Here is a 17,912-nt window from a genome sequence, read left to right as displayed (position 1 = left end):
TAGAATTTGCGACGCTTTGTTAGCTTTATTGTAGCAGAAAAGCTTCCTCCGTGTTCGCCAAAATTCTACTGTTTGTTTTGTGCAGTTTCACTCTGCCAGCATTTTCAGCTCTGCGTCTTGGCATAAAGAGAAAACCCAAAAGTTTTCATCAATTTTTTGATTTCACCAAGGTTTTGCTGATATTTTGCGCACAATAGCGCTTCTGACAGCTCTTCACCACACCGCACTCTTGGCCCGCACTATGGTTTTCTTGCTTAGCGGATGTTAAGAAACGTTGCTAGGCAAGAAACGCACAGACAGCATCATGCAAAAACTGTGCAGCGCCGGGGGCTGCTTTTTCGTAAAATGCGGTAAAGCGCTCATCCAGCAAATACATTTGCACCAGCCCTCTGTGTGCCTCTTTGGTATATTTCGGCCAGGTGAAGCTAAGCCACTCTTTGTGCAGCTGGGCAATTTCGCGTCCCTCTTCTCCGGCGGGGTCTTTTTTCGCTTTTACGGCATCCGCCAGCTTTTCAAGAATCTCATTGCCTACCTGCTCGAATCGATCGTACTCTTGCTGGGTTAAGTTCATCATTTTTTTGTTGCTTTCCTTAATGGTTTCTTCCCCATATTTCTGGCGCAGCTCGTCGCCATAGGCTTGCTCATTTTTCTGCACCAGATTGGCTTTAAAGCCTTCAAATTTTTCTTTATCAGACATGGTTTTATCTCCCTCCAATGTTTGTATGGTGTTGTTTAGGTTGCACAGCAGCGCTTGGGTTTGGCGCAGCCGCTCAGTAAGTGCGGTTTTGTGCGCTCGCAGCGCGCAAAGCCTATCATAATCGGGGGCAGTCAACAGCCGGCTAATCTCTGCCAGCTCAAAACCCAGTGCCCGGTAAAAAAGAATTTGCTGTAGTTGGTCCACCTCGGCGGTGCCGTACTTGCGGTAGCCGCTTGCCTGCCCACGCGCCGGGCAGAGCAGCCCGATATTGTCATAATAGCGAAGGGTCCGCGCGCTGACCCCCGCCAGCTCTGCGAGCTGCTGTACAGTGTATTCCATCTGCTGTGGTCCTTTCTTACCTTGCCGCATTGGGGCGGCGTTTTTACCGATGGCTTTAGTATAAGCCTTGACGCAACGTCAAGGTCAAGTGTTTTTTATAAAAATTTTACAATACCCTTCCGGTTCGTTCATTGACGCGCCCTTCAGGATAAGGTATAGTAAATGTTACTTATTACTATAATAAAAACAAAGCCGTCGTAATACGGCAAAAGGGAGCGGCATTCGTGCAATTTGATAAAAAAACAGTAAAAACAATCTTGGGCATTCTGTGTGGGGCAATTTTGTTTGCCTGGTGCCTTGTAAATAACCAGGTCTTTTTCGGGCTACTGCATTCGCTGGTCCGTCTGCTTTCGCCATTTCTTATCGGCCTTGCCATTGCGTTTGTGCTTAATGTGCCAACACGGGCAATTGAGGGCTGGCTGTTTCGCGGCACAAGGTGGAAGCAGCGCCCCGCCATTCCTCGCATCCTGAGCTTAGTGCTTGCAATTCTGTTTGTCTTGCTGATCTTTGTACTCGTGATTTTTATTGTGGTGCCTGAGGTGGCTTCTACCTTCCGTCTTATCGGCGAAGGCTTCCCCTCTTTTTTAGCCAGACTGCAAGTTTGGGCGGATCAGCTGATTGTTAGCTTCCCCACGCTGGGTGAATATCTTTCAGATTTTGCCAGTGGCAGCTGGGAAAAGATGCTGACCAGTATAAAGACCTTCATTACCAGCGGTGCCGCCGGCAACCTGCTCGGTTCCACTGTTAATATTGCCAGCTCTGTGGTAGGCGGTGTTTTCAATTTCTTTATCGGGTTCATTTTTGCGGTTTATATTTTGCTGCAAAAAGAAAAACTTGCAGTACAGGGCAAGAAGCTTTTCTATGCATGGATGGGCGTTCGCCACACCGACCGTGCGCTTTATATCTTAGCGCTTTCCAATAAAGTGTTTTCAAACTTCCTCACCGGCCAGTGCCTAGAGGCGGTTATTCTGGGCGCTATGTTCTTTGTCAGCATGACGATTCTGCGCTTCCCCTACGCGATGCTCGTGGCGGTGCTTATCTCGGTGACCGCGTTGATTCCAATTTTCGGTGCTTTTATCGGCTGCTTTGTTGGTGGTTTTCTCATGATGGTGCAAAACCCGATGCAAGCCGTTTGGTTTGTGGTTCTGTTTTTGGTCTTACAGCAGATTGAAGGCAACCTGATTTATCCGAAAGTGGTAGGCAGTTCGATTGGTCTGCCCGCGATGTGGGTTATGGTGGCTGTTACCGTAGGCGGCAGCACTTTAGGCATCCTCGGTATGCTGTTAATGGTGCCGATTGCTTCGGTAATTTATGCCCTGCTGCGGGAGAACACTGACCGCAAACTGGCAGAGCGAGCAATACCGAAAGAGAAATATCTGCCGAAAGCACAGGCTCCGGCCGGCAAACCAGCTGCAAAAAAGAAATAACATTTTAATTTTATAAAAAACAAACGCACAGCAGAAAACCTCTGCTGTGCGCTTTTTTTATTTTATGCCTGTTCGATGATTTGTTTTGCAAAGTTAGTACCAAACTGCTGTGCCGCCGCAGACTCTTCTTCACTGGGGCGGAACCGAACCCTGAAGCCTTCAGTTACCTTGCATTTTAAGTGGCAAAGCCGATCAGTTAAGGTCGGCACTGCCTCGCCGCTCCAGCCGTAGCTGCCAAATGCGGCGGCGTATTTGCCCTTCATCATCGGGGGATGCAGGTGCAGGGTCAGCCCGAACACCGGCTCCACGGGGTCGCCCAACAGCGTCGGCGAGCCGAGCAAAAAGCCGTCTGCTTCCACAATCCGCTGTGCCACGGTTTCTGCATCGCTTTTTTCCATATCATAAAGTTCTACTTCCACTTCAGGGAAGCTGCGTAGCCCTTCACAGATGCGGGTCGCAAGCTCTTTGGTATAGCCATAAGCACTGGCGTAGGCCACCACTACCTGCTTTTTATTGCGGGATTCCGGCGTTACCCAGGCGCGGTACTGTTCCACCAGCTCAGAAATCCCGGTGTCGTGTACCGGGCCGTGGCCAGTGAGGATCCAGCGCAGCGACAGCGGAGAGATGCGGTCCAGCGCTGTCTGCAAAAACGGGCGCTTGAACGGTCCAAGAATATTATCAAAATAATATTTAAGTGCTTTCTGGTAATCGGCCTCGTCTGGAACGGTACTGCGCAGAATGCCTTCGCAGCAATAGTGGGCACCAAAGCTGTCGCAGGTAACCAACGCTTCCAGCTCTTCAATATAGGTATACATTGTATCCGGCCAGTGCAGATTAGGCAGCACATAAAATTGCAGCGTTTTGTTGCCAATTTCAATCACTTCGCCGTCTTTTACCGCATGGCTCCGGAAATCGCGGTTCAGAATCAGCTTTAAAAAGCCGATAGCACCCACTGTTCCAATAACCTCAATATTCGGGTTGACATCCAGCAAACTGGCTAGGCTGCCGACATGATCCGGCTCGGTATGGCTTACGACGATGGCGTCGATTTTAGCAGGGTCAGTAAGGGTGCGCAGCTCGCTTAAATACTCCCCACAAAAACATTCTTTGGCGGTTTCAAACAGCACTGTTTTATCCCCTGCACGCAGCAGGTAAGAGTTGTAGGTGGTACCGAACTCGGTGTGCATTACAATATCGAAGGTGCGCAGGCCGGGGTCTGCTACACCACAATAGTAAAGGTCCGGGGTGAGTTCCAGCGTTTTCATAAAAGGCCTCCTTTTTTATTACTGCATCCCAATCTTTAAAACTATACTTATCAAGTGTAATTAATATTATATGCCTCGTCATTATTTTGTCAATGTTTTCCGCTCCGGATTTTATAAAATTTATGTTATGTTTGCGCAGCATCCATTTGTTCTAGTAATTTCATCTGCCGCAGCGTGCTGATGCCGAGCGGAACAGCGATGATAAACGAGCCAACATCTGCGCAAAGCTGGCTGATTTGCAGCCCCGGTAGACCAAACGCAGCCGAGAGCAAAAACAGTGCTGGTAAAAAGCAAAGCCCTTGCCGCGCCAATGCCACAATAGAAGCAGAGAACGATTTGCCGATGGTTTGCAGCATCATGTTGCAAAGTACAACCCAGCTCCAAAGTGGCAGACCAAGGCATTGATAGCGCAGCACCACCGTGCCAATCTCAAGTACGGCGGCATCCCCTTTACGGAACACGGCTACCACCTGCGGCGCAAAGGCATAGCCCAGCACCGAAACCGCAATCAAAAATACCAGTGCCACTTTTACGCAAAACCAGAAAGCTTCGCGTACCCTAGAGTAAAGTTTTGCCCCATAATTGAAGCCGCATACAGGCTGAAAGCCCTGGCCAAACCCAATAAGTGCCGAAGAGGCAAACTGCGCCACCCGATTGACGATGGAAAAGGCGGCGATGGCAGCATCACCATACCCGCCGGCGATAAAGTTAAGGCAGATGGTGGCAACACTTGCGATGCTTTGGCGGCAAAAGGACGGGAACCCACCTTTTAGTATTTGTGTAAAATACGCAGCAGTGGGGGTAAAGTTGCCCAGTTTGATGCGCAGGTTACCGCCCCGCTTGCAGCCCACCCATAGCAGGCAAAAACTTACGAACTGGCTGAGAATTGTTGCAAGTGCGGCACCGCCAATGCCCATATCCAGCACAAAAATAAACAGCGGATCCAGCGCAATATTCAGCACTGCGCCCGAGGCAATGCCTATCATAGCGTAGAAGGCACTACCCTGAAAACGAAGCTGATTGTTAAGCACCAGCGATGCTGTCATATACGGCGCACCAAGCAAAATAAAGCCTGCGTACTGCTTGGCATATGGCAAAATGGTTTCGGTTGCTCCAAGCAGCCGGGTCAGCGGCTCTAAAAACAGCAGACCGACCACGGCCAAAACGCCGCCCGCAATTAATGCCGAAAAGAACCCGGTTGCTGCCATTTTTTCAGCATCTTCAAATTCCTGGCTGCCCAGCTTGCGCGAAATATAATTGCCGCTGCCATGCCCAAAGGTAAAACCGAGTGCCTGGATAATCGCCATCAGCGAGAACACGACACCTACGGCGGCAGTGGCGCTGGTGTTTATTTTGCCCACAAAAAAAGTATCTGCCATATTGTAAAAAGAGGTAATCAGCATGCTGATAATCGTCGGGCCCGAAAGCTCACATACCAGTCGCGGCACCGGCGTTTGCGTCATATGCTGAAACTTTTCGTTCTGCTGTTCTTCCAAAAAAATCTCCCCACTTTCGGCACTTTACCTTCCAATTTTTTCGCAGCGCCTATTTTATTTCTTTCATCTCCTTATTTTACCACTTTATCACATAATGCATAACAGTTTTTTACTAGGAGGTACCTCTGCAAAAAACTGTAACCCCAAGGGTAGCCTAATTACCTTAGTTTATGATAAACTGAAAATAGAAATCGTTTTGCAAGTTGTTGGTATAGGGTCTGGGCAAGCATTTGCTCGCTGAAAGTGAAATTATTATGACGGCAAAACCAAGGGAGAATTATATGCAATTTTTTAAAACCTATTGGATTGAAACTCTGCTTTGCAGCGGTTTTTTGCTTTCTGTTATCACCCGCAACAAAACCATGTGGATTTCTATTTTAATTGTGCTTTTGCTGCGCATCTTTCGCACCTGGCCAGTGCTGGAGCTGCTTTCGGCCAAAGGGGTCAACTGGGGAATTATTTTACTTACGGTCGGCTTTCTCGCGCCAATCGCTTCGGGCAAATACTCGCTGGAGCAATTAAAAGCAGTATTTCTTACGCCGGAAGGCTTCATCGCCATCGGCTGCGGCATTCTTGTAGCGCTGCTCGGTGCAAAAGGCATTGCCATGGGCCAAACCGATATGCTCGTTATTGTCGGTGTTATGGTGGGCACTTTTCTCGGCGTGGCACTGCTTAAAGGCAGCCCTATGGGTCCGCTGATTGGCTCGGGCATGGCCTTCGTCGTCATCTCGGTGTACCACTGGGTCATAGGCTTTTTTATGAAATAGCAAACTTTTATTTTTCAGCGCAGCGCGGTAGCGTCTGCGCTGTTTTTTTGCCCATACTTTATTGCAAACGGGATTTTTGTCTCATTTTTGTGCAGAACTCTTTCTATGTATATGAAATTAGTAGACATTGGTTTTTGCGCGGGGTATAATGAGGACGTATTGAATAGTAAATGGAGGCAGTTTCATGCTGGAACTCAAAAATATCACCTTTTCTGCTGAAAACGGTGTGCAGGATACCAAAGACATTTTAAACGGTGTCAGCCTGACCGCAGAGGACGGCAAGTTCATCGTTATCACCGGCCCCAACGGCGGTGGCAAATCTACCCTTGCGAAAATCATCGCAGGCATCGAGCAGCCCACGGGCGGCAGCATTCTTTTTAACGGCACCGATATTACCAATCTTTCGATTACTGAGCGTGCGCGCATGGGCGTGGCTTTCGCTTTCCAGCAGCCGGTGCGCTTTAAAGGCCTTACCGTCAGCGATCTCGTCAGCCTTGCAGCGGGCCACCCACTCGAGCGCGGAGAGCTTTGCGAGCATCTTACCGAGGTGGGGCTTTGCGCACGCGACTATATTGACCGCGACGTAAACGCCAGCCTTTCGGGCGGCGAAATTAAGCGCATTGAAATCGCGATGGCAATGGTGCGCAAAGCGCCGCTCACCATCTTTGATGAGCCGGAAGCCGGCATCGACCTGTGGAGCTTCAATCACCTCATCGAGGTGTTCCAGAAGCTGCGCCGAGAAACCCATGGCAGCATCGTCATCATCTCGCACCAAGAGCGTATTCTTGATATTGCAGATGAGATTATCGTGCTGGCACAGGGACGTATTGCCGCACAGGGCACCAAAGAAGAGGTGCTCCCCACCCTGCTGGCCACCGGCAGCAGCTGTGCGTTTTGCACCGGGCATGATAAAGCGCCCGAAAACTGAGTGAAAGAGGGATCGCTGTGCCACGGGGGGGCAACTGCCCTGCGCATTTTGATAAAACAAAGTCCGGCACAGCTCCCAAGAAAGGAAACGTCATCATTATGAAAAGCATTACGGAACAGCTGCTCTCCATCATTTCAGACTGGAAGGGCATCCCCGATAAATCGGCCTACAACATCCGCGAAGACTCGGGTTGTGCAGGCCGCCAGAGCACTGCAAACATCGAAATTATAAGCAAAATCGACCGTCCTGGCATTGACATTCGTGTCAAGGCCGGCACCAAAGGTGAAACCGTTTATATCCCCGCCTGCATTACCCACAGCAATGTGGACGACCTGGTGTACAATGATTTTTACATTGGTGAAGATGCGGATGTTACAGTGGTCGCCGGCTGCGGCGTGCATGTGGAAGGCGAGGAAGAATCGAAGCACAACGGCGTACACCGCTTTTACCTCGAGAAAAATTCTCGTGTAGTCTACCTTGAAAAACACGTTGGCACCGGTGAGGGCAATGGCAACCGCGCCATCAACCCTGTCACCTGGGCGACCCTTGGCGAAGGCAGCTATATGGAAATGGATACTTCCCAGCTCGGCGGCGTGGATACCACGGTTCGCGACACTAAGGCAACCCTGCTGAAAGATGCCAAGCTGGTGGTCAAAGAAAAACTGATGACCGACGGTAGTGATACCGCCGAAAGCAAATTTGAGGTTACCCTTGCGGGCGATGGCAGCGGCGTACAGCTGACCAGCCGCAGCGTAGCAAAGGGCAAATCAGAGCAGACCTTCCGCAGCCGCATCATCGGCAATGCCGTCTGCACCGGCCATTCGGAGTGCGATGCCATCATTATGGATGAGGGCGTTGTGCATGCCATCCCAGAGCTGACCGCCCGCTCGGTAGATGCAGCACTGATTCACGAAGCTGCCATTGGCAAAATTGCAGGCGAACAGCTGACCAAACTGATGACGCTGGGCCTTTCTGAAAAAGAAGCAGAGCAGAAAATCATCGAAGGATTTTTGAAATAACGGTTCGCTTTTTCGGGTATCCTGTTTTCGTCTTTGTTTTCTGCTACTGCGAATGCAGTTTTTGTTAAATAATTAACGTTATCTCTTGCGTATGTTTCCTGGCCTTATTATAATAGTAAGGGTATGAAATAAAAAATCATCATTACAGATTTATAGAAAGGGAGTAACCACCATGAGCAATCTCGGCAAAAAAACAGTCGAAAATCTTGATGTGCGCGGCAAGCGCGTTCTTGTGCGCGTCGATTTCAACGTCCCTCTGAAAGACGGTGTCATCACGAATGACAACCGCATCGTCGCTGCGCTTCCCACCATCAAAAAACTGATTGAAAACGGGGGCCGCGTTATTTTGTGTAGCCATCTTGGCAAGCCTAAGAACGGACCGGAAGAGAAGTTCAGCCTTGCCCCCTGCGCTGTGCGCCTTGCAGAGCTGTTGGGCCGCCCGGTGGTATTTGCCAACGACGATGCCGTAGTGGGCGAAAACGCGAAAGCTGCGGTTGCTGCAATGAAAGATGGCGACGTGGTGTTGCTCCAGAATACTCGCTTCCGTAAAGAAGAAACCAAAAACGAGCCTGCCTTCAGCAAAGACCTTGCCTCTCTTGCAGACGTTTATGTCAACGATGCGTTCGGCTCTGCACACCGTGCACACTGCTCCACCGCCGGCGTAACCGAGTTTATCAAAGATACTGCTGTGGGCTACCTGATGGGCAAAGAGATTGAATATCTCGGCAATGCGGTCAATGCACCGGTTCGTCCGTTTGTCGCCATTCTCGGCGGCGCAAAAGTTGCTGATAAACTTACCGTTATCGATAACCTGCTGAGCAAAGTGGACACCCTTATCATCGGCGGCGGCATGGCTTATACCTTCCTTGTGGCACAGGGCTACGAAGTAGGCACCTCGCTGGTCGACCTTGAGAAGGTAGACTACTGCCGTGACATGCTGAAAAAAGCAGAAGAGAAGGGCGTAAAACTGCTGCTGCCGACCGACGCAGTTGTGGCTGCGAGTTTCCCCGATCCCATTGATGCCCCCATCGCTGTGGAAACTGTTGATGCGAATGCCATTCCCGCTGACAAAATGGGCCTCGACATCGGCCCCAAAACCCGCGAGCTGTTTGCCAATGCAGTAAAAGCAGCCAAAACAGTGGTATGGAACGGCCCCATGGGCGTATTCGAGAACCCGGTTCTTGCAGAGGGCACCAAAGCAGTTGCTGCTGCCATGGCCGAAACCGATGCAACCACCGTTATCGGCGGCGGCGATTCCGCGGCGGCTGTTATTCAGCTGGGTTATGCCGATAAGATGACTCACATCTCCACCGGCGGCGGTGCTTCACTCGAGTATCTCGAGGGCAAGGTTCTGCCCGGCATCGACTGCATCCAGAATTCTTAATCGAAGCGAACTTTTTCGTTTGCACCTGTCCGCTTCACCAATCTGCATAAAGGAGCGATCTTCATGAATAAAGCAAAACGTCAGGCTGTTATCGCCGGCAACTGGAAAATGAATAAAACTGCGGCTGAGGCTGCGGAGCTCATCAACGAGCTCATCCCCGAGGTTTCGGGCGCGGATTGCGGTGTCGTTATCTGCACCCCGTTTACCGATTTGCCGGTTGCCGTTTCTAAAACTGCGGGCACCAATATCAAAGTGGGCGCACAGAACGTTCATTTTGAAAAAAGCGGTGCTTTCACCGGCGAAATTTCCGCAGATATGCTCACCGAGCTGGGTGTCGAGTATGTCGTCATCGGCCACAGCGAGCGCCGCCAGTATTTTGGCGAAACCGACGTGACGGTGAACAAGCGCGTCACCGCTGCACTGGCCGCAGGGCTGAAAGTAATTCTTTGCGTAGGCGAAAGCAAAACCGAGCGCGAGCAGGGCATTACCGCCGAGCTGGTTGCACTGCAGACCAAGATTGCACTGATAGGCGTTTCTGAAGCAGACCTTGCAAACGTCATTATCGCTTATGAGCCCGTATGGGCCATCGGCACCGGCCTTACCGCCACCGCCGAGCAGGCAGAGGACGTCTGCAAAGGCATCCGCGAAGTGATTGCCAGCCTGTACAGCAATTCTGCTGCTGAGGCATTGACCATCCAGTACGGCGGCAGCATGAATGCGAAAAACGCTGACGAGCTGCTTGCAATGCCCAACATTGATGGCGGCTTAATCGGCGGCGCTTCGCTGAAAGCCCCTGACTTTGGCGCAATTGTCAAAGCAGCAAGCAAATAAATCACCCGCAATTCTATCAGCGGCGGCCTGCGCCGCCGCTGAATTTTGTTTTTACGGCAATGTTACACACTTTTCGCTGCCGCAGCGCTTACGGTGCCAGCAGTAAACTATGCCGTGCCGCTTAGGCCTTTTGCAGGCCATTTACAACGATTTTCTAAAGAGAGGTACCCTTTTATGAAGCCTTTACTGCTCTGTATTCTCGACGGCTTTGGATATAACCCCGATTGCTTCGGCAATGCCATTTGCGCCGCCAACACTCCCAACCTTGATAAACTGTTTGACACCTGCCCCCACACCCTTATTGGTGCTTCGGGCATGGATGTTGGCCTGCCAGACGGACAGATGGGCAACAGCGAAGTTGGCCACACCAATATCGGCGCTGGCCGTGTGGTTTATCAAGAGCTTACCCGCATCACCAAAAGCATTGACGATGGCGATTTTTTTGCCAATGAAGCACTTTGCAACGCCATTGATAACGCAAAAAAACCGGGCCGCGCCCTGCACCTGATGGGTCTGCTCTCGGATGGCGGTGTGCATAGCCACATCGACCACCTGTACGGCCTGCTGATGCTCGCCAAACTGAACAATATTGAAAACGTTTATGTACACTGCTTCATGGACGGCCGCGATGTGCCCCCGATGTCCGGCAAGGATTTTATTGCCGCGCTGGATGCAAAGATGGCAGAACTCGGCATTGGCAAAATTGCCACTGTTATGGGCCGCTATTATGCGATGGACCGCGACAACCGCTGGGAGCGTGTCTGTAAAGCATATGACGCAATGGTGCTTGGTGTCGGCGAGCATAACCCCTCGGCTGTTGATGCCATGGAGAAAAGCTACGCAGCCCAAGTTACGGATGAATTCGTGGTGCCGGTCGTAGTTACCGAAGGCGCTACCATCAAAGAGGATGACAGCGTCATCTTCTTCAACTTCCGCCCTGACCGTGCGCGAGAGATTACCCGCACCATGGTAGACCCTGCCTTCACCGGCTTCTCCCGTGAAAAGGGAGCTTTCCCGCTCACTTTCGTCTGCATGACTCAGTATGACGCTACCATGCCGAACGTACAAGTCGCTTTCCGCCCCGAAGGGCTGAAAAACACCTTTGGCGCCTATATGGCATCGCTGGGCAAGCACCAGCTGCGTATTGCTGAAACAGAAAAGTATGCGCATGTTACCTTCTTCTTCAACGGCGGCGTGGAGGCCCCGTTTGAGAATGAGGATCGTGCGCTCATCAACAGCCCGAAAGTTGCAACTTACGATATGCAGCCGGAGATGAGCGCTTATCTGGTATGTGACGAGCTGCTGAAACGCATTGCCTCGGACAAATATGATGTCATGATTCTAAACTTTGCCAACTGTGACATGGTGGGCCATACCGGTGTATTTGAGGCCGCTGTAAAAGCCGTAGAAGCCGTCGATGTCTGCTTAGGCAAAATCATGGCTGCCCTCGAAGAAAAAGGCGGCGTGATGCTGCTGACGGCTGACCACGGTAACGCTGACCAGATGTATGACGGCGATGCGGAACATCCGTTCACTGCGCACACCACCAACCCTGTGCCGTTCCTGGTATTCGGCATGCCCCAAGCAAAGCTGCGCGAAGGTGGCAGGTTGGCAGACATTGCCCCGACCATGCTGCACCTGCTTGATTTGCCCCAGCCCAACGAAATGACTGGCAAGAGCATCGTGCTGTAAGCCGCTGCCCAGAATATTATCAATAAAAAAAGAGCGGCAATCTGCCGCTCTTTTTTTATTATTCGGCCTTGTATTTCTTTTTTATCGTTCCGATTTCTTCGTGTGACAGCTTACTACCAACATTTTGCGGCAGCAATTTAGAATTGCTGTGGGGCCTTCCAAAAACATCTTGCTTTTCTTGTCCAATCTCGCACTTGCACTGGCATTGGCAATCCTTTAGAATATAACAAAAGGGAGGCCCGCAAATGGAACAACAACGCTTTACCGAACCCGGCCCGGTGCTGGATGCCAAAGGCCGGCCGATTCCGGGGTATTCCACCCGCAGCATGCGCAGTTATGACCGCCGGGCGATTCACGCTGCGCCCTGGCGTATTAAAGAATGGGATTTTTACCAGGTTTCTGACCGCACGAAATGTTTGCAGTTCACCTTAGGGCACGCAAGCTATGCCGGGCAGGTCGGCATTATGTTTTTTGACTTTGCAGAAGGCCGATGGATTGCAAGGTTTGATAAACTGTTGGCGCTGCCATTTGGCAGCCTACATATGCCTGCCGATGCCGAAACGGACGGTACTTTAACCTACGACAAAGGTGGCCTTTTTATGCAGTATGAAACCCGCGGAAATATGCGGATTCTGCGCTGCAAAAAAGATGACTTTGAAACAGAGATTGTGTTGCGTCGAAAAAACCCGCATGCTATGGTGATTAACGTGCCGTTTGATGAAAGCCCCACCCGTTTTTACTACAACCATAAAATTAACTGTATGCCAGCAGAGGGCTTTGTGCGCACCGGCGGCGAAACTTATCATTTTGACCCCTCTGACAGCTTTGGACTACTCGATTGGGGCCGCGGCGTTTGGCCATTTCATAACGAGTGGTTCTGGTCTAACGGCACCGGCGAAGTCGACGGTAGCATCCTCGGGTTTAACCTCGGTTGCGGTTTTGGCAACACGGATGCCGCAACAGAGAATATTCTTTTTTACGAAGGCAATGCACACAAGCTTGGCAAACTGCAAATCACCCATGAGCCAGATTTTATGAAACCCTGGCAGCTGGTCGACGATGCTGGACGCGTAAAACTGACCATGACCCCCAGTTTTGACCGCACGACCACCACCAAAGTGCTTTTTATCAACAATGTCTGCCATCAGGTTTTTGGGCGTTTTGATGGGTTTGTAGTGTTGGATGATGGTCGGCAACTAGAAATTAAAGAGCTGTACGCTTTTGCGGAACACGCAGTAAATAATTGGTAGCTTTTACACGGGCAGGCCTTTTGGCCGCCCGTGTTTTCTGCTTGACGAATCCTTTTTTGTTTGATATACTATTATAGCGTTTTAATGCGAAATTGCAGCTGCGCGAACGAATATTTTGTGTGTGCTTTTTGCATTTTAACAACAGTATACGGACAGGTATCGAAGTGGTCGTAACGAGCCGCACTCGAAATGGAGTCACCTTAACGGTAGCTGGTACTTGCAAACCCCTGTAATGATGCGGTTTTTCATAGGTTCAAATACAATAAAATATATGTTATCTCTCTCCTGCATCTCTCCAAAATCTCTCGATTCTGACCGATGTGTGAGTGGATATAGATTGGGAAGCGTATCGAAGTGGTCATAACGGCCCTGACTCGAAATCAGGTAGTCCAGCAATGGGCTCGTGGGTTCGAATCCCACCGCTTCCGCCATCGAGAAAGCCTGTAGCCATGCGGTTTACAGGCTTTCTCATTTTTTCTGACTGTCTTTCTATTTGGCGTTTTGACCGTCCATCTCTCCTGTTTTATAGGAGAGATGCTGCTACGGCGTTTCCTCCGAAAATCCCAACCCTGCCATGAGTGCGGATGCACTGGACAGCTTGGAATTGTAGTCCAGATGAGCATAGATATTGGCTGTCGTGCTAAAGTCTGAATGCCCCAACCATTCTTGAGTCTGCTTCATAGGTACATTGTTGGCAAGCAATAGCGAAGCACAAGAGTGTCTGAGATCATGAAAGCGAATTCTGCGCAGCCCGTGCTTCTCTAAAAACTTTGGAAAAGCCGACGTGATGTAAAACGGTTCAATCAAATGCCCCAGCTCATCCACATACAGATAGTCCAGATAGTCCTTGCAGTAGGAGTTTCCACAAAGCCTGCGGTATTCCTCCTGCTTTTGCTTTTTCTCCAGCAGATATGTCCGAAAGATAGGCACAAGCGGCAATGTTCGCATACTGGACTTGGTTTTTGCTCTGTCCTTCGCTTCAATTACCTTTTTGCCGTCCAACTTGTAGCTGTTGACTGTATGTCGGATGGAGATGGTGTTTTGCCGAAAGTCGATTGCCGACCACCGCAGCCCCACAATTTCCGCTCTGCGCAGCCCATAAAAAGCACCGAACAGAATGGGCAGCTCCAGCCGTGTCCCCTTGGACAGCTCAAACAGCTGGTTAATCTCCTCGCTGTCATAGAAGCTGCCGACAAACTTTGTTGCCTTGGGGCGAGTGACCTTTTCAGCCGGATTGCTGATGATAATGTCCATACGGACGGCATCCTTTAGGGCTTTGTGAATATTGGCGTGATACCTCTGTACTGTCTTTGCGGAAACCGTCTGCAACTCGTGGTTGTAAAACCGCTGAATATCGCTGGCTTTCAAATCCTTGAGTGGGATGGCGAGCGGCTCAAAATACGGCACAATCACATTTTTTACGGAACGAGTGTAGCCTGCAAAGGTCACATTCTCAATATTGGGCTTCATAGATTGCAGCCATTCCAGCATATAGTCCGAGAACATTTGCTGGGCATCTCGTGTCAACTGCTTGGGCGGAACAAAGGTTTTGCGGATTTCCGCAAGCTTCTGTTCTGCCTTTTTCTTATTTCCTTTGGTGGGTAATTCGGTGGAAACCCACTTTGTTTTGCGTTTGCCGTGCTCATCCTTAAAACTGAGCACAGCATGATATATGCCATTTTTCTCTTGAAGGTGTCCCGATACCATGATTCTCTCCTTTCCTGCCGGGAGCTCACCTACCGCTGATGGTTACAGTATAACATCGAGGTAAGTGAGCGTCCAGACAATTCAGCACTTTAATGTGATAATATTTTTGCCTACACGATACCGAAATAGGTCAGCAGGTGCGCCTTGGCGATGCGGTATTCCCGCCCCACCTTGATGCAGCCGATTTCACCCTCTTTAAGAAGTTTGTAGGCTGTCTTTTTACTCACTGCCAGCAAGCGGCACAGTTCGTCGATGTTCAGTACATCGGGATAATCCTGAAGCATCACCCGATAAGCGTCTTTTTGTGTTAAACCCATTGAATAAAACCTCCATTTTCAGGCGGTTAATACAATTCCCAATCGTTTTCTTCCTCATAAATTTTAGCCTCCATTGTATCACCAAATTGTTGTGTGTTGTGTTTGTTCTCCTGCTCCCAAAGCCAGTGGGAGAACTCCTCTATTAGACTGGCGATGGAGCTGTGCAGAAGTGCCGACTGTGCCTGCTCTGCGGCAATGCGCTCCCGTATTTCCCTCGTCTGCATAGCAATCAGCTCTTGGTGCTTTCGCTCGGAAAGCATCTGCTCGATTTGCAGCTTGGTTTTGCCCTTAAAGTCCTCCGGACAAAGATTTCCGAGGAATGTGCGCTCGTAAATGCTTGGGTCGTCCGGGTGGTTCGCAGCTCCCAACAGCCCCAGCACCTCGGACACCAGCGGAAAATCATGCCACGCTTCCTCCAGCACAAATTTGTTGTACTGAATGCTTTGCAGAATATTTTCACTGGTAAAGTCGCCGTAGGATCGCAGTTTCCAGTTTGAGCATTTGCGTTCCTCAGCCAAGCCGTAAGTCCCAGCCTGCACCGTAAACAAAATGCTTTTGGTAGCAATGTCGCAGTCAATGCCCCGCTCCCATAAAAGCAGCTTGAAGTCGGCGGGATTACTGCTGTCCTTTACGCACTGCGCCACGTCCCTTGCCAGCTGCTCCTTCCAGCTTTGCTTGGTACGGTATTCACCGTGGGAGCGATGCCCTCTGCGTGGCTTTTCGTAGACATTTAGACCATATTCACGGCAGAGCGCATCATTGATGCTGCGCATCTGCTTCAAATCCTCTCGGGAGGACTGCCATTTGTGACCGTCTACATGGCTGACGGTGTTGACCACATAGTGAATATGCAGCTGCGGGCCGTTGGTGTGAACGGCGGCACAGACCTGAAAATCCTTGAATCGCTGATACCGCTCCATAAACTTCTGTCCGATTTCCATTGCCTGCACCGGGGTGAGGTCGTCATAGCGATAGAAGCTCTGGACAAAGTGGGCGTATTGGCGGCCGGTGTCCTTGTGAAACGCCTTTTTGGTAATGAGCATCTGCTCAAAGGATTTTTCGGGGATGCAATCCTTGCCAAATACCAATGCGCCGTCTTGGGTTTTGAAGTCTGCTTTGATGTAATCCAGAACCCCTCGCAGCCCTGCCAGATTACCGACACGGACTTTAATTGGTTTGATTATCGCCATCCTCGGCATCGTCCTCCTCACCGTAGTAGAGCTTTTCGGCGATGCTCTCCAGCACGGCGCACAGCTGACCGTGCATATTCCGCAGGTCGGGATTGTCAATCCGACGCTGGTGGCAGAGCACCGTGAGCTGGTTAAGATTGTTGCCGATTTTATTCAGCTCATAGTTACACTCGTTCAGCCCTTCAATGTAAACGACCTCTTTGCCCAGCGCAGCACAGCGGCAAAAATCCGAGGTGGTAAACCGTGCCGTCAGTGCCTTGGCTGCAATTCGCTTTTTCTCGTGTTCGCTGACACGAAAGGTAATGCTGCTGTTTCGCTTCATAGAAAACTCCCTTCATTTTTTGTTTTTAAGGGTGCAAACCCTTTCTGCATTTATGGCTCTGCGCCAGCAGGAAACTATCCACAAGATGCCGTAGGCGTCTTACGGATAGGACGCTTGCCACACCCTTCGGGTGTGAAACGTACCCCCTGCGTCTTACCGTACCTTGGGGGTAAGGGTGCAAACGGTGGTATATAGGTTATTTTGCACTCTTGACCTTTTTCGGCGGATAAAAGTACCACTTCACGCCATCACGAAAAGACTTAATTCCCAGTTCGTTTTTGGCGGTTTTGATAGTTCGCTCCGAAATGCCTCGCTGCTGAGCCTCCTCGAAAATTACTTTGCTTTCCTGCCTGCCATCCGAAAGCATCGACAACAAAAGCGACTTGGCTTCCTCCATTGGGTTTCGCTTGACCTGCTCAAAGCCCAGCAGCTCATCCACCGTGATGGAGCTTGTCCCTAAAAAGCGAAAGGTATCTCCCAACTCAAAAGCGATGGACGCACCTGCCGGGGCAAGGTTGCTTTTGCTGTGCGCCATGATGCGGGTGTTCGGGTCTTGGGGCGATTTGCCCACCACCAGCACGCTGCGGGCAGCAGCGGTGATGTCGATGGAACCCAGCCCACGGTATCCGCTTTTCGTCCCACCCTTGTTCATGTGCCCGATGATAACCACGGCGCAGCCGGTTTCCTCTGCTACCTGTCCCAGCTTGTGAAATACCGGACGTATCTCGTTGGCACGGTGCATATCCACGTTAGCACCCAGATACGCTTGCAAGGGGTCGAGGATAAGCAGTTTGGCATCGGTCTGCTCAATAGCTTCACGGATGCGCTCATCGCTCAGGGATAGAGTTTCCTTGCTCTCATCAATGACCAGCACCCGGCTGCAATCTGCACCCACCATCTCCAGTCGTGGTTTGATGGTGTCGGATAAGCCGTCCTCCGCTGTCTGGTAAATCACATTGGCTGGTGGCATGGGCTCTGCCTGTGGCAGCGCTTCACCCTTGGTCAGCCTTGCGGTAACAGCGAGAATTAGGTGTGTTTTCCCCTCGCCGGGGTCGCCCTGCATGATGGTGAGCTTGCCAAAGGGTATGTAGGGATACCAGAGCCACTGTACCGCTGTTACTTCCACATCCGACATATTGATTAGCTGTAAATCACTCATACTTCCTCCTTCGGGAATTATATTCTCAAAAATCAATTCCCTATGATATAATGGTAGCAAGAGTAAGACAAGTTTGAAATAAAGAACCATAAATAATTTTTTCTCGCAAAATTCATTCCATA

The 17,912-nt window shown here is 50.5% G+C and carries 16 protein-coding genes and 1 tRNA gene; 9 read left to right on the top strand and 8 right to left on the bottom strand.

Going from position 1 to position 17,912, the window contains the following annotated elements; genetic code table 11:
* Positions 1-277 precede the first annotated feature (277 nt).
* Positions 278-1,036 carry a MerR family transcriptional regulator gene (locus C1A11_RS05550; protein ID WP_102049514.1) on the bottom strand — a complete coding sequence of 253 codons (759 nt, stop codon included), beginning with the start codon at positions 1,034-1,036 and terminating at the stop codon, positions 278-280.
* 224 nt (positions 1,037-1,260) lie between these two features.
* Between C1A11_RS05550 and C1A11_RS05545 the strand changes: the two genes are divergently transcribed.
* Positions 1,261-2,463, top strand: a complete 1,203-nt coding sequence (locus C1A11_RS05545; protein ID WP_102049513.1) for an AI-2E family transporter — start codon at positions 1,261-1,263, stop codon at positions 2,461-2,463.
* A 62-nt stretch (positions 2,464-2,525) separates the two neighbouring features.
* Here the strand turns inward: C1A11_RS05545 and C1A11_RS05540 are convergent, their stop codons facing one another.
* The gene (locus tag C1A11_RS05540) at positions 2,526-3,728 is read right to left on the bottom strand and encodes an FprA family A-type flavoprotein (RefSeq protein WP_102049512.1); all 1,203 of its coding nucleotides are present in this window, start codon (positions 3,726-3,728) and stop codon (positions 2,526-2,528) included.
* Positions 3,729-3,853: 125 nt separating this feature from the next.
* Positions 3,854-5,224, bottom strand: a complete 1,371-nt coding sequence (locus C1A11_RS05535; protein WP_341458133.1) for an MATE family efflux transporter — start codon at positions 5,222-5,224, stop codon at positions 3,854-3,856.
* 281 nt (positions 5,225-5,505) lie between these two features.
* Here C1A11_RS05535 and C1A11_RS05530 point away from each other — a divergent pair, with 281 nt between their 5' ends.
* The 8 genes from C1A11_RS05530 to C1A11_RS05495 all read left to right on the top strand — a co-directional run bounded on the left by C1A11_RS05530 (position 5,506) and on the right by C1A11_RS05495 (position 13,526).
* Complete coding sequence (locus tag C1A11_RS05530) at positions 5,506-5,991, top strand: DUF441 domain-containing protein (protein ID WP_180950261.1); 486 nt, start codon at positions 5,506-5,508, stop codon at positions 5,989-5,991.
* Positions 5,992-6,175: 184 nt separating this feature from the next.
* On the top strand, positions 6,176-6,919 hold the full coding sequence (locus C1A11_RS05525; RefSeq protein WP_102049510.1) for an ABC transporter ATP-binding protein: 744 nt from the start codon (positions 6,176-6,178) through the stop codon (positions 6,917-6,919).
* A gap of 98 nt (positions 6,920-7,017) precedes the next feature.
* Positions 7,018-7,938 (top strand): SufB/SufD family protein, encoded by a 921-nt coding sequence (locus C1A11_RS05520; protein WP_102049509.1) that lies wholly within the window; start codon positions 7,018-7,020, stop codon positions 7,936-7,938.
* A gap of 172 nt (positions 7,939-8,110) precedes the next feature.
* A complete protein-coding gene (locus C1A11_RS05515; protein ID WP_102049508.1) occupies positions 8,111-9,322 on the top strand; it encodes a phosphoglycerate kinase in 1,212 nt (403 codons plus the stop codon).
* Positions 9,323-9,385: 63 nt separating this feature from the next.
* Complete coding sequence (gene tpiA / locus C1A11_RS05510) at positions 9,386-10,153, top strand: triose-phosphate isomerase (protein WP_102049507.1); 768 nt, start codon at positions 9,386-9,388, stop codon at positions 10,151-10,153.
* Positions 10,154-10,327: 174 nt separating this feature from the next.
* A complete protein-coding gene (gpmI, locus tag C1A11_RS05505; RefSeq protein ID WP_102049506.1) occupies positions 10,328-11,845 on the top strand; it encodes a 2,3-bisphosphoglycerate-independent phosphoglycerate mutase in 1,518 nt (505 codons plus the stop codon).
* 245 nt (positions 11,846-12,090) lie between these two features.
* Complete coding sequence (locus C1A11_RS05500) at positions 12,091-13,095, top strand: DUF2804 domain-containing protein (protein ID WP_102049505.1); 1,005 nt, start codon at positions 12,091-12,093, stop codon at positions 13,093-13,095.
* 340 nt (positions 13,096-13,435) lie between these two features.
* Positions 13,436-13,526, top strand: a tRNA-Ser gene (locus C1A11_RS05495).
* Positions 13,527-13,635: 109 nt separating this feature from the next.
* On the opposite strand, the gene C1A11_RS05490 is transcribed toward C1A11_RS05495, so the two are convergent.
* The 5 genes from C1A11_RS05490 to C1A11_RS05470 form a co-directional block, all read right to left on the bottom strand.
* Positions 13,636-14,802 carry a site-specific integrase gene (locus tag C1A11_RS05490; RefSeq protein ID WP_102049504.1) on the bottom strand — a complete coding sequence of 389 codons (1,167 nt, stop codon included), beginning with the start codon at positions 14,800-14,802 and terminating at the stop codon, positions 13,636-13,638.
* A 110-nt stretch (positions 14,803-14,912) separates the two neighbouring features.
* Positions 14,913-15,119, bottom strand: coding sequence for a helix-turn-helix domain-containing protein (locus C1A11_RS05485; protein WP_102049503.1), 207 nt, complete (start codon positions 15,117-15,119; stop codon positions 14,913-14,915).
* Between the two features lie 26 nt (positions 15,120-15,145).
* Positions 15,146-16,309 carry a relaxase/mobilization nuclease domain-containing protein gene (locus C1A11_RS05480; RefSeq protein WP_180950260.1) on the bottom strand — a complete coding sequence of 388 codons (1,164 nt, stop codon included), beginning with the start codon at positions 16,307-16,309 and terminating at the stop codon, positions 15,146-15,148.
* The gene (locus C1A11_RS05475) at positions 16,287-16,631 is read right to left on the bottom strand and encodes a plasmid mobilization protein (RefSeq protein WP_102049501.1); all 345 of its coding nucleotides are present in this window, start codon (positions 16,629-16,631) and stop codon (positions 16,287-16,289) included. Before C1A11_RS05475 ends, C1A11_RS05480 begins: the two co-directional genes overlap by 23 nt.
* A 196-nt stretch (positions 16,632-16,827) precedes the next feature.
* Positions 16,828-17,790 carry an AAA family ATPase gene (locus C1A11_RS05470; RefSeq protein WP_102049500.1) on the bottom strand — a complete coding sequence of 321 codons (963 nt, stop codon included), beginning with the start codon at positions 17,788-17,790 and terminating at the stop codon, positions 16,828-16,830.
* Between the last annotated feature and the right edge of the window lie 122 nt (positions 17,791-17,912).

The organism is Pygmaiobacter massiliensis (genome assembly GCF_900199435.1).
Lineage (GTDB): Bacteria > Bacillota > Clostridia > Oscillospirales > Ruminococcaceae > Pygmaiobacter > Pygmaiobacter massiliensis.
This window is presented reverse-complemented; position numbering and strand designations above follow the sequence as displayed.

Coding starts and splice junctions, on each gene's coding strand:
- C1A11_RS05550 (WP_102049514.1), bottom strand. CDS start 1,036: ATGGAATACACTGTACAGCAGCTCGCAGAGCTGGCGGGGGTCAGCGCG.
- C1A11_RS05540 (WP_102049512.1), bottom strand. CDS start 3,728: ATGAAAACGCTGGAACTCACCCCGGACCTTTACTATTGTGGTGTAGCA.
- C1A11_RS05530 (WP_180950261.1), top strand. CDS start 5,506: ATGCAATTTTTTAAAACCTATTGGATTGAAACTCTGCTTTGCAGCGGT.
- C1A11_RS05525 (WP_102049510.1), top strand. CDS start 6,176: ATGCTGGAACTCAAAAATATCACCTTTTCTGCTGAAAACGGTGTGCAG.
- C1A11_RS05520 (WP_102049509.1), top strand. CDS start 7,018: ATGAAAAGCATTACGGAACAGCTGCTCTCCATCATTTCAGACTGGAAG.
- C1A11_RS05515 (WP_102049508.1), top strand. CDS start 8,111: ATGAGCAATCTCGGCAAAAAAACAGTCGAAAATCTTGATGTGCGCGGC.
- tpiA (WP_102049507.1), top strand. CDS start 9,386: ATGAATAAAGCAAAACGTCAGGCTGTTATCGCCGGCAACTGGAAAATG.
- gpmI (WP_102049506.1), top strand. CDS start 10,328: ATGAAGCCTTTACTGCTCTGTATTCTCGACGGCTTTGGATATAACCCC.
- C1A11_RS05500 (WP_102049505.1), top strand. CDS start 12,091: ATGGAACAACAACGCTTTACCGAACCCGGCCCGGTGCTGGATGCCAAA.
- C1A11_RS05490 (WP_102049504.1), bottom strand. CDS start 14,802: ATGGTATCGGGACACCTTCAAGAGAAAAATGGCATATATCATGCTGTG.
- C1A11_RS05485 (WP_102049503.1), bottom strand. CDS start 15,119: ATGGGTTTAACACAAAAAGACGCTTATCGGGTGATGCTTCAGGATTAT.
- C1A11_RS05480 (WP_180950260.1), bottom strand. CDS start 16,309: ATGGCGATAATCAAACCAATTAAAGTCCGTGTCGGTAATCTGGCAGGG.
- C1A11_RS05475 (WP_102049501.1), bottom strand. CDS start 16,631: ATGAAGCGAAACAGCAGCATTACCTTTCGTGTCAGCGAACACGAGAAA.
- C1A11_RS05470 (WP_102049500.1), bottom strand. CDS start 17,790: ATGAGTGATTTACAGCTAATCAATATGTCGGATGTGGAAGTAACAGCG.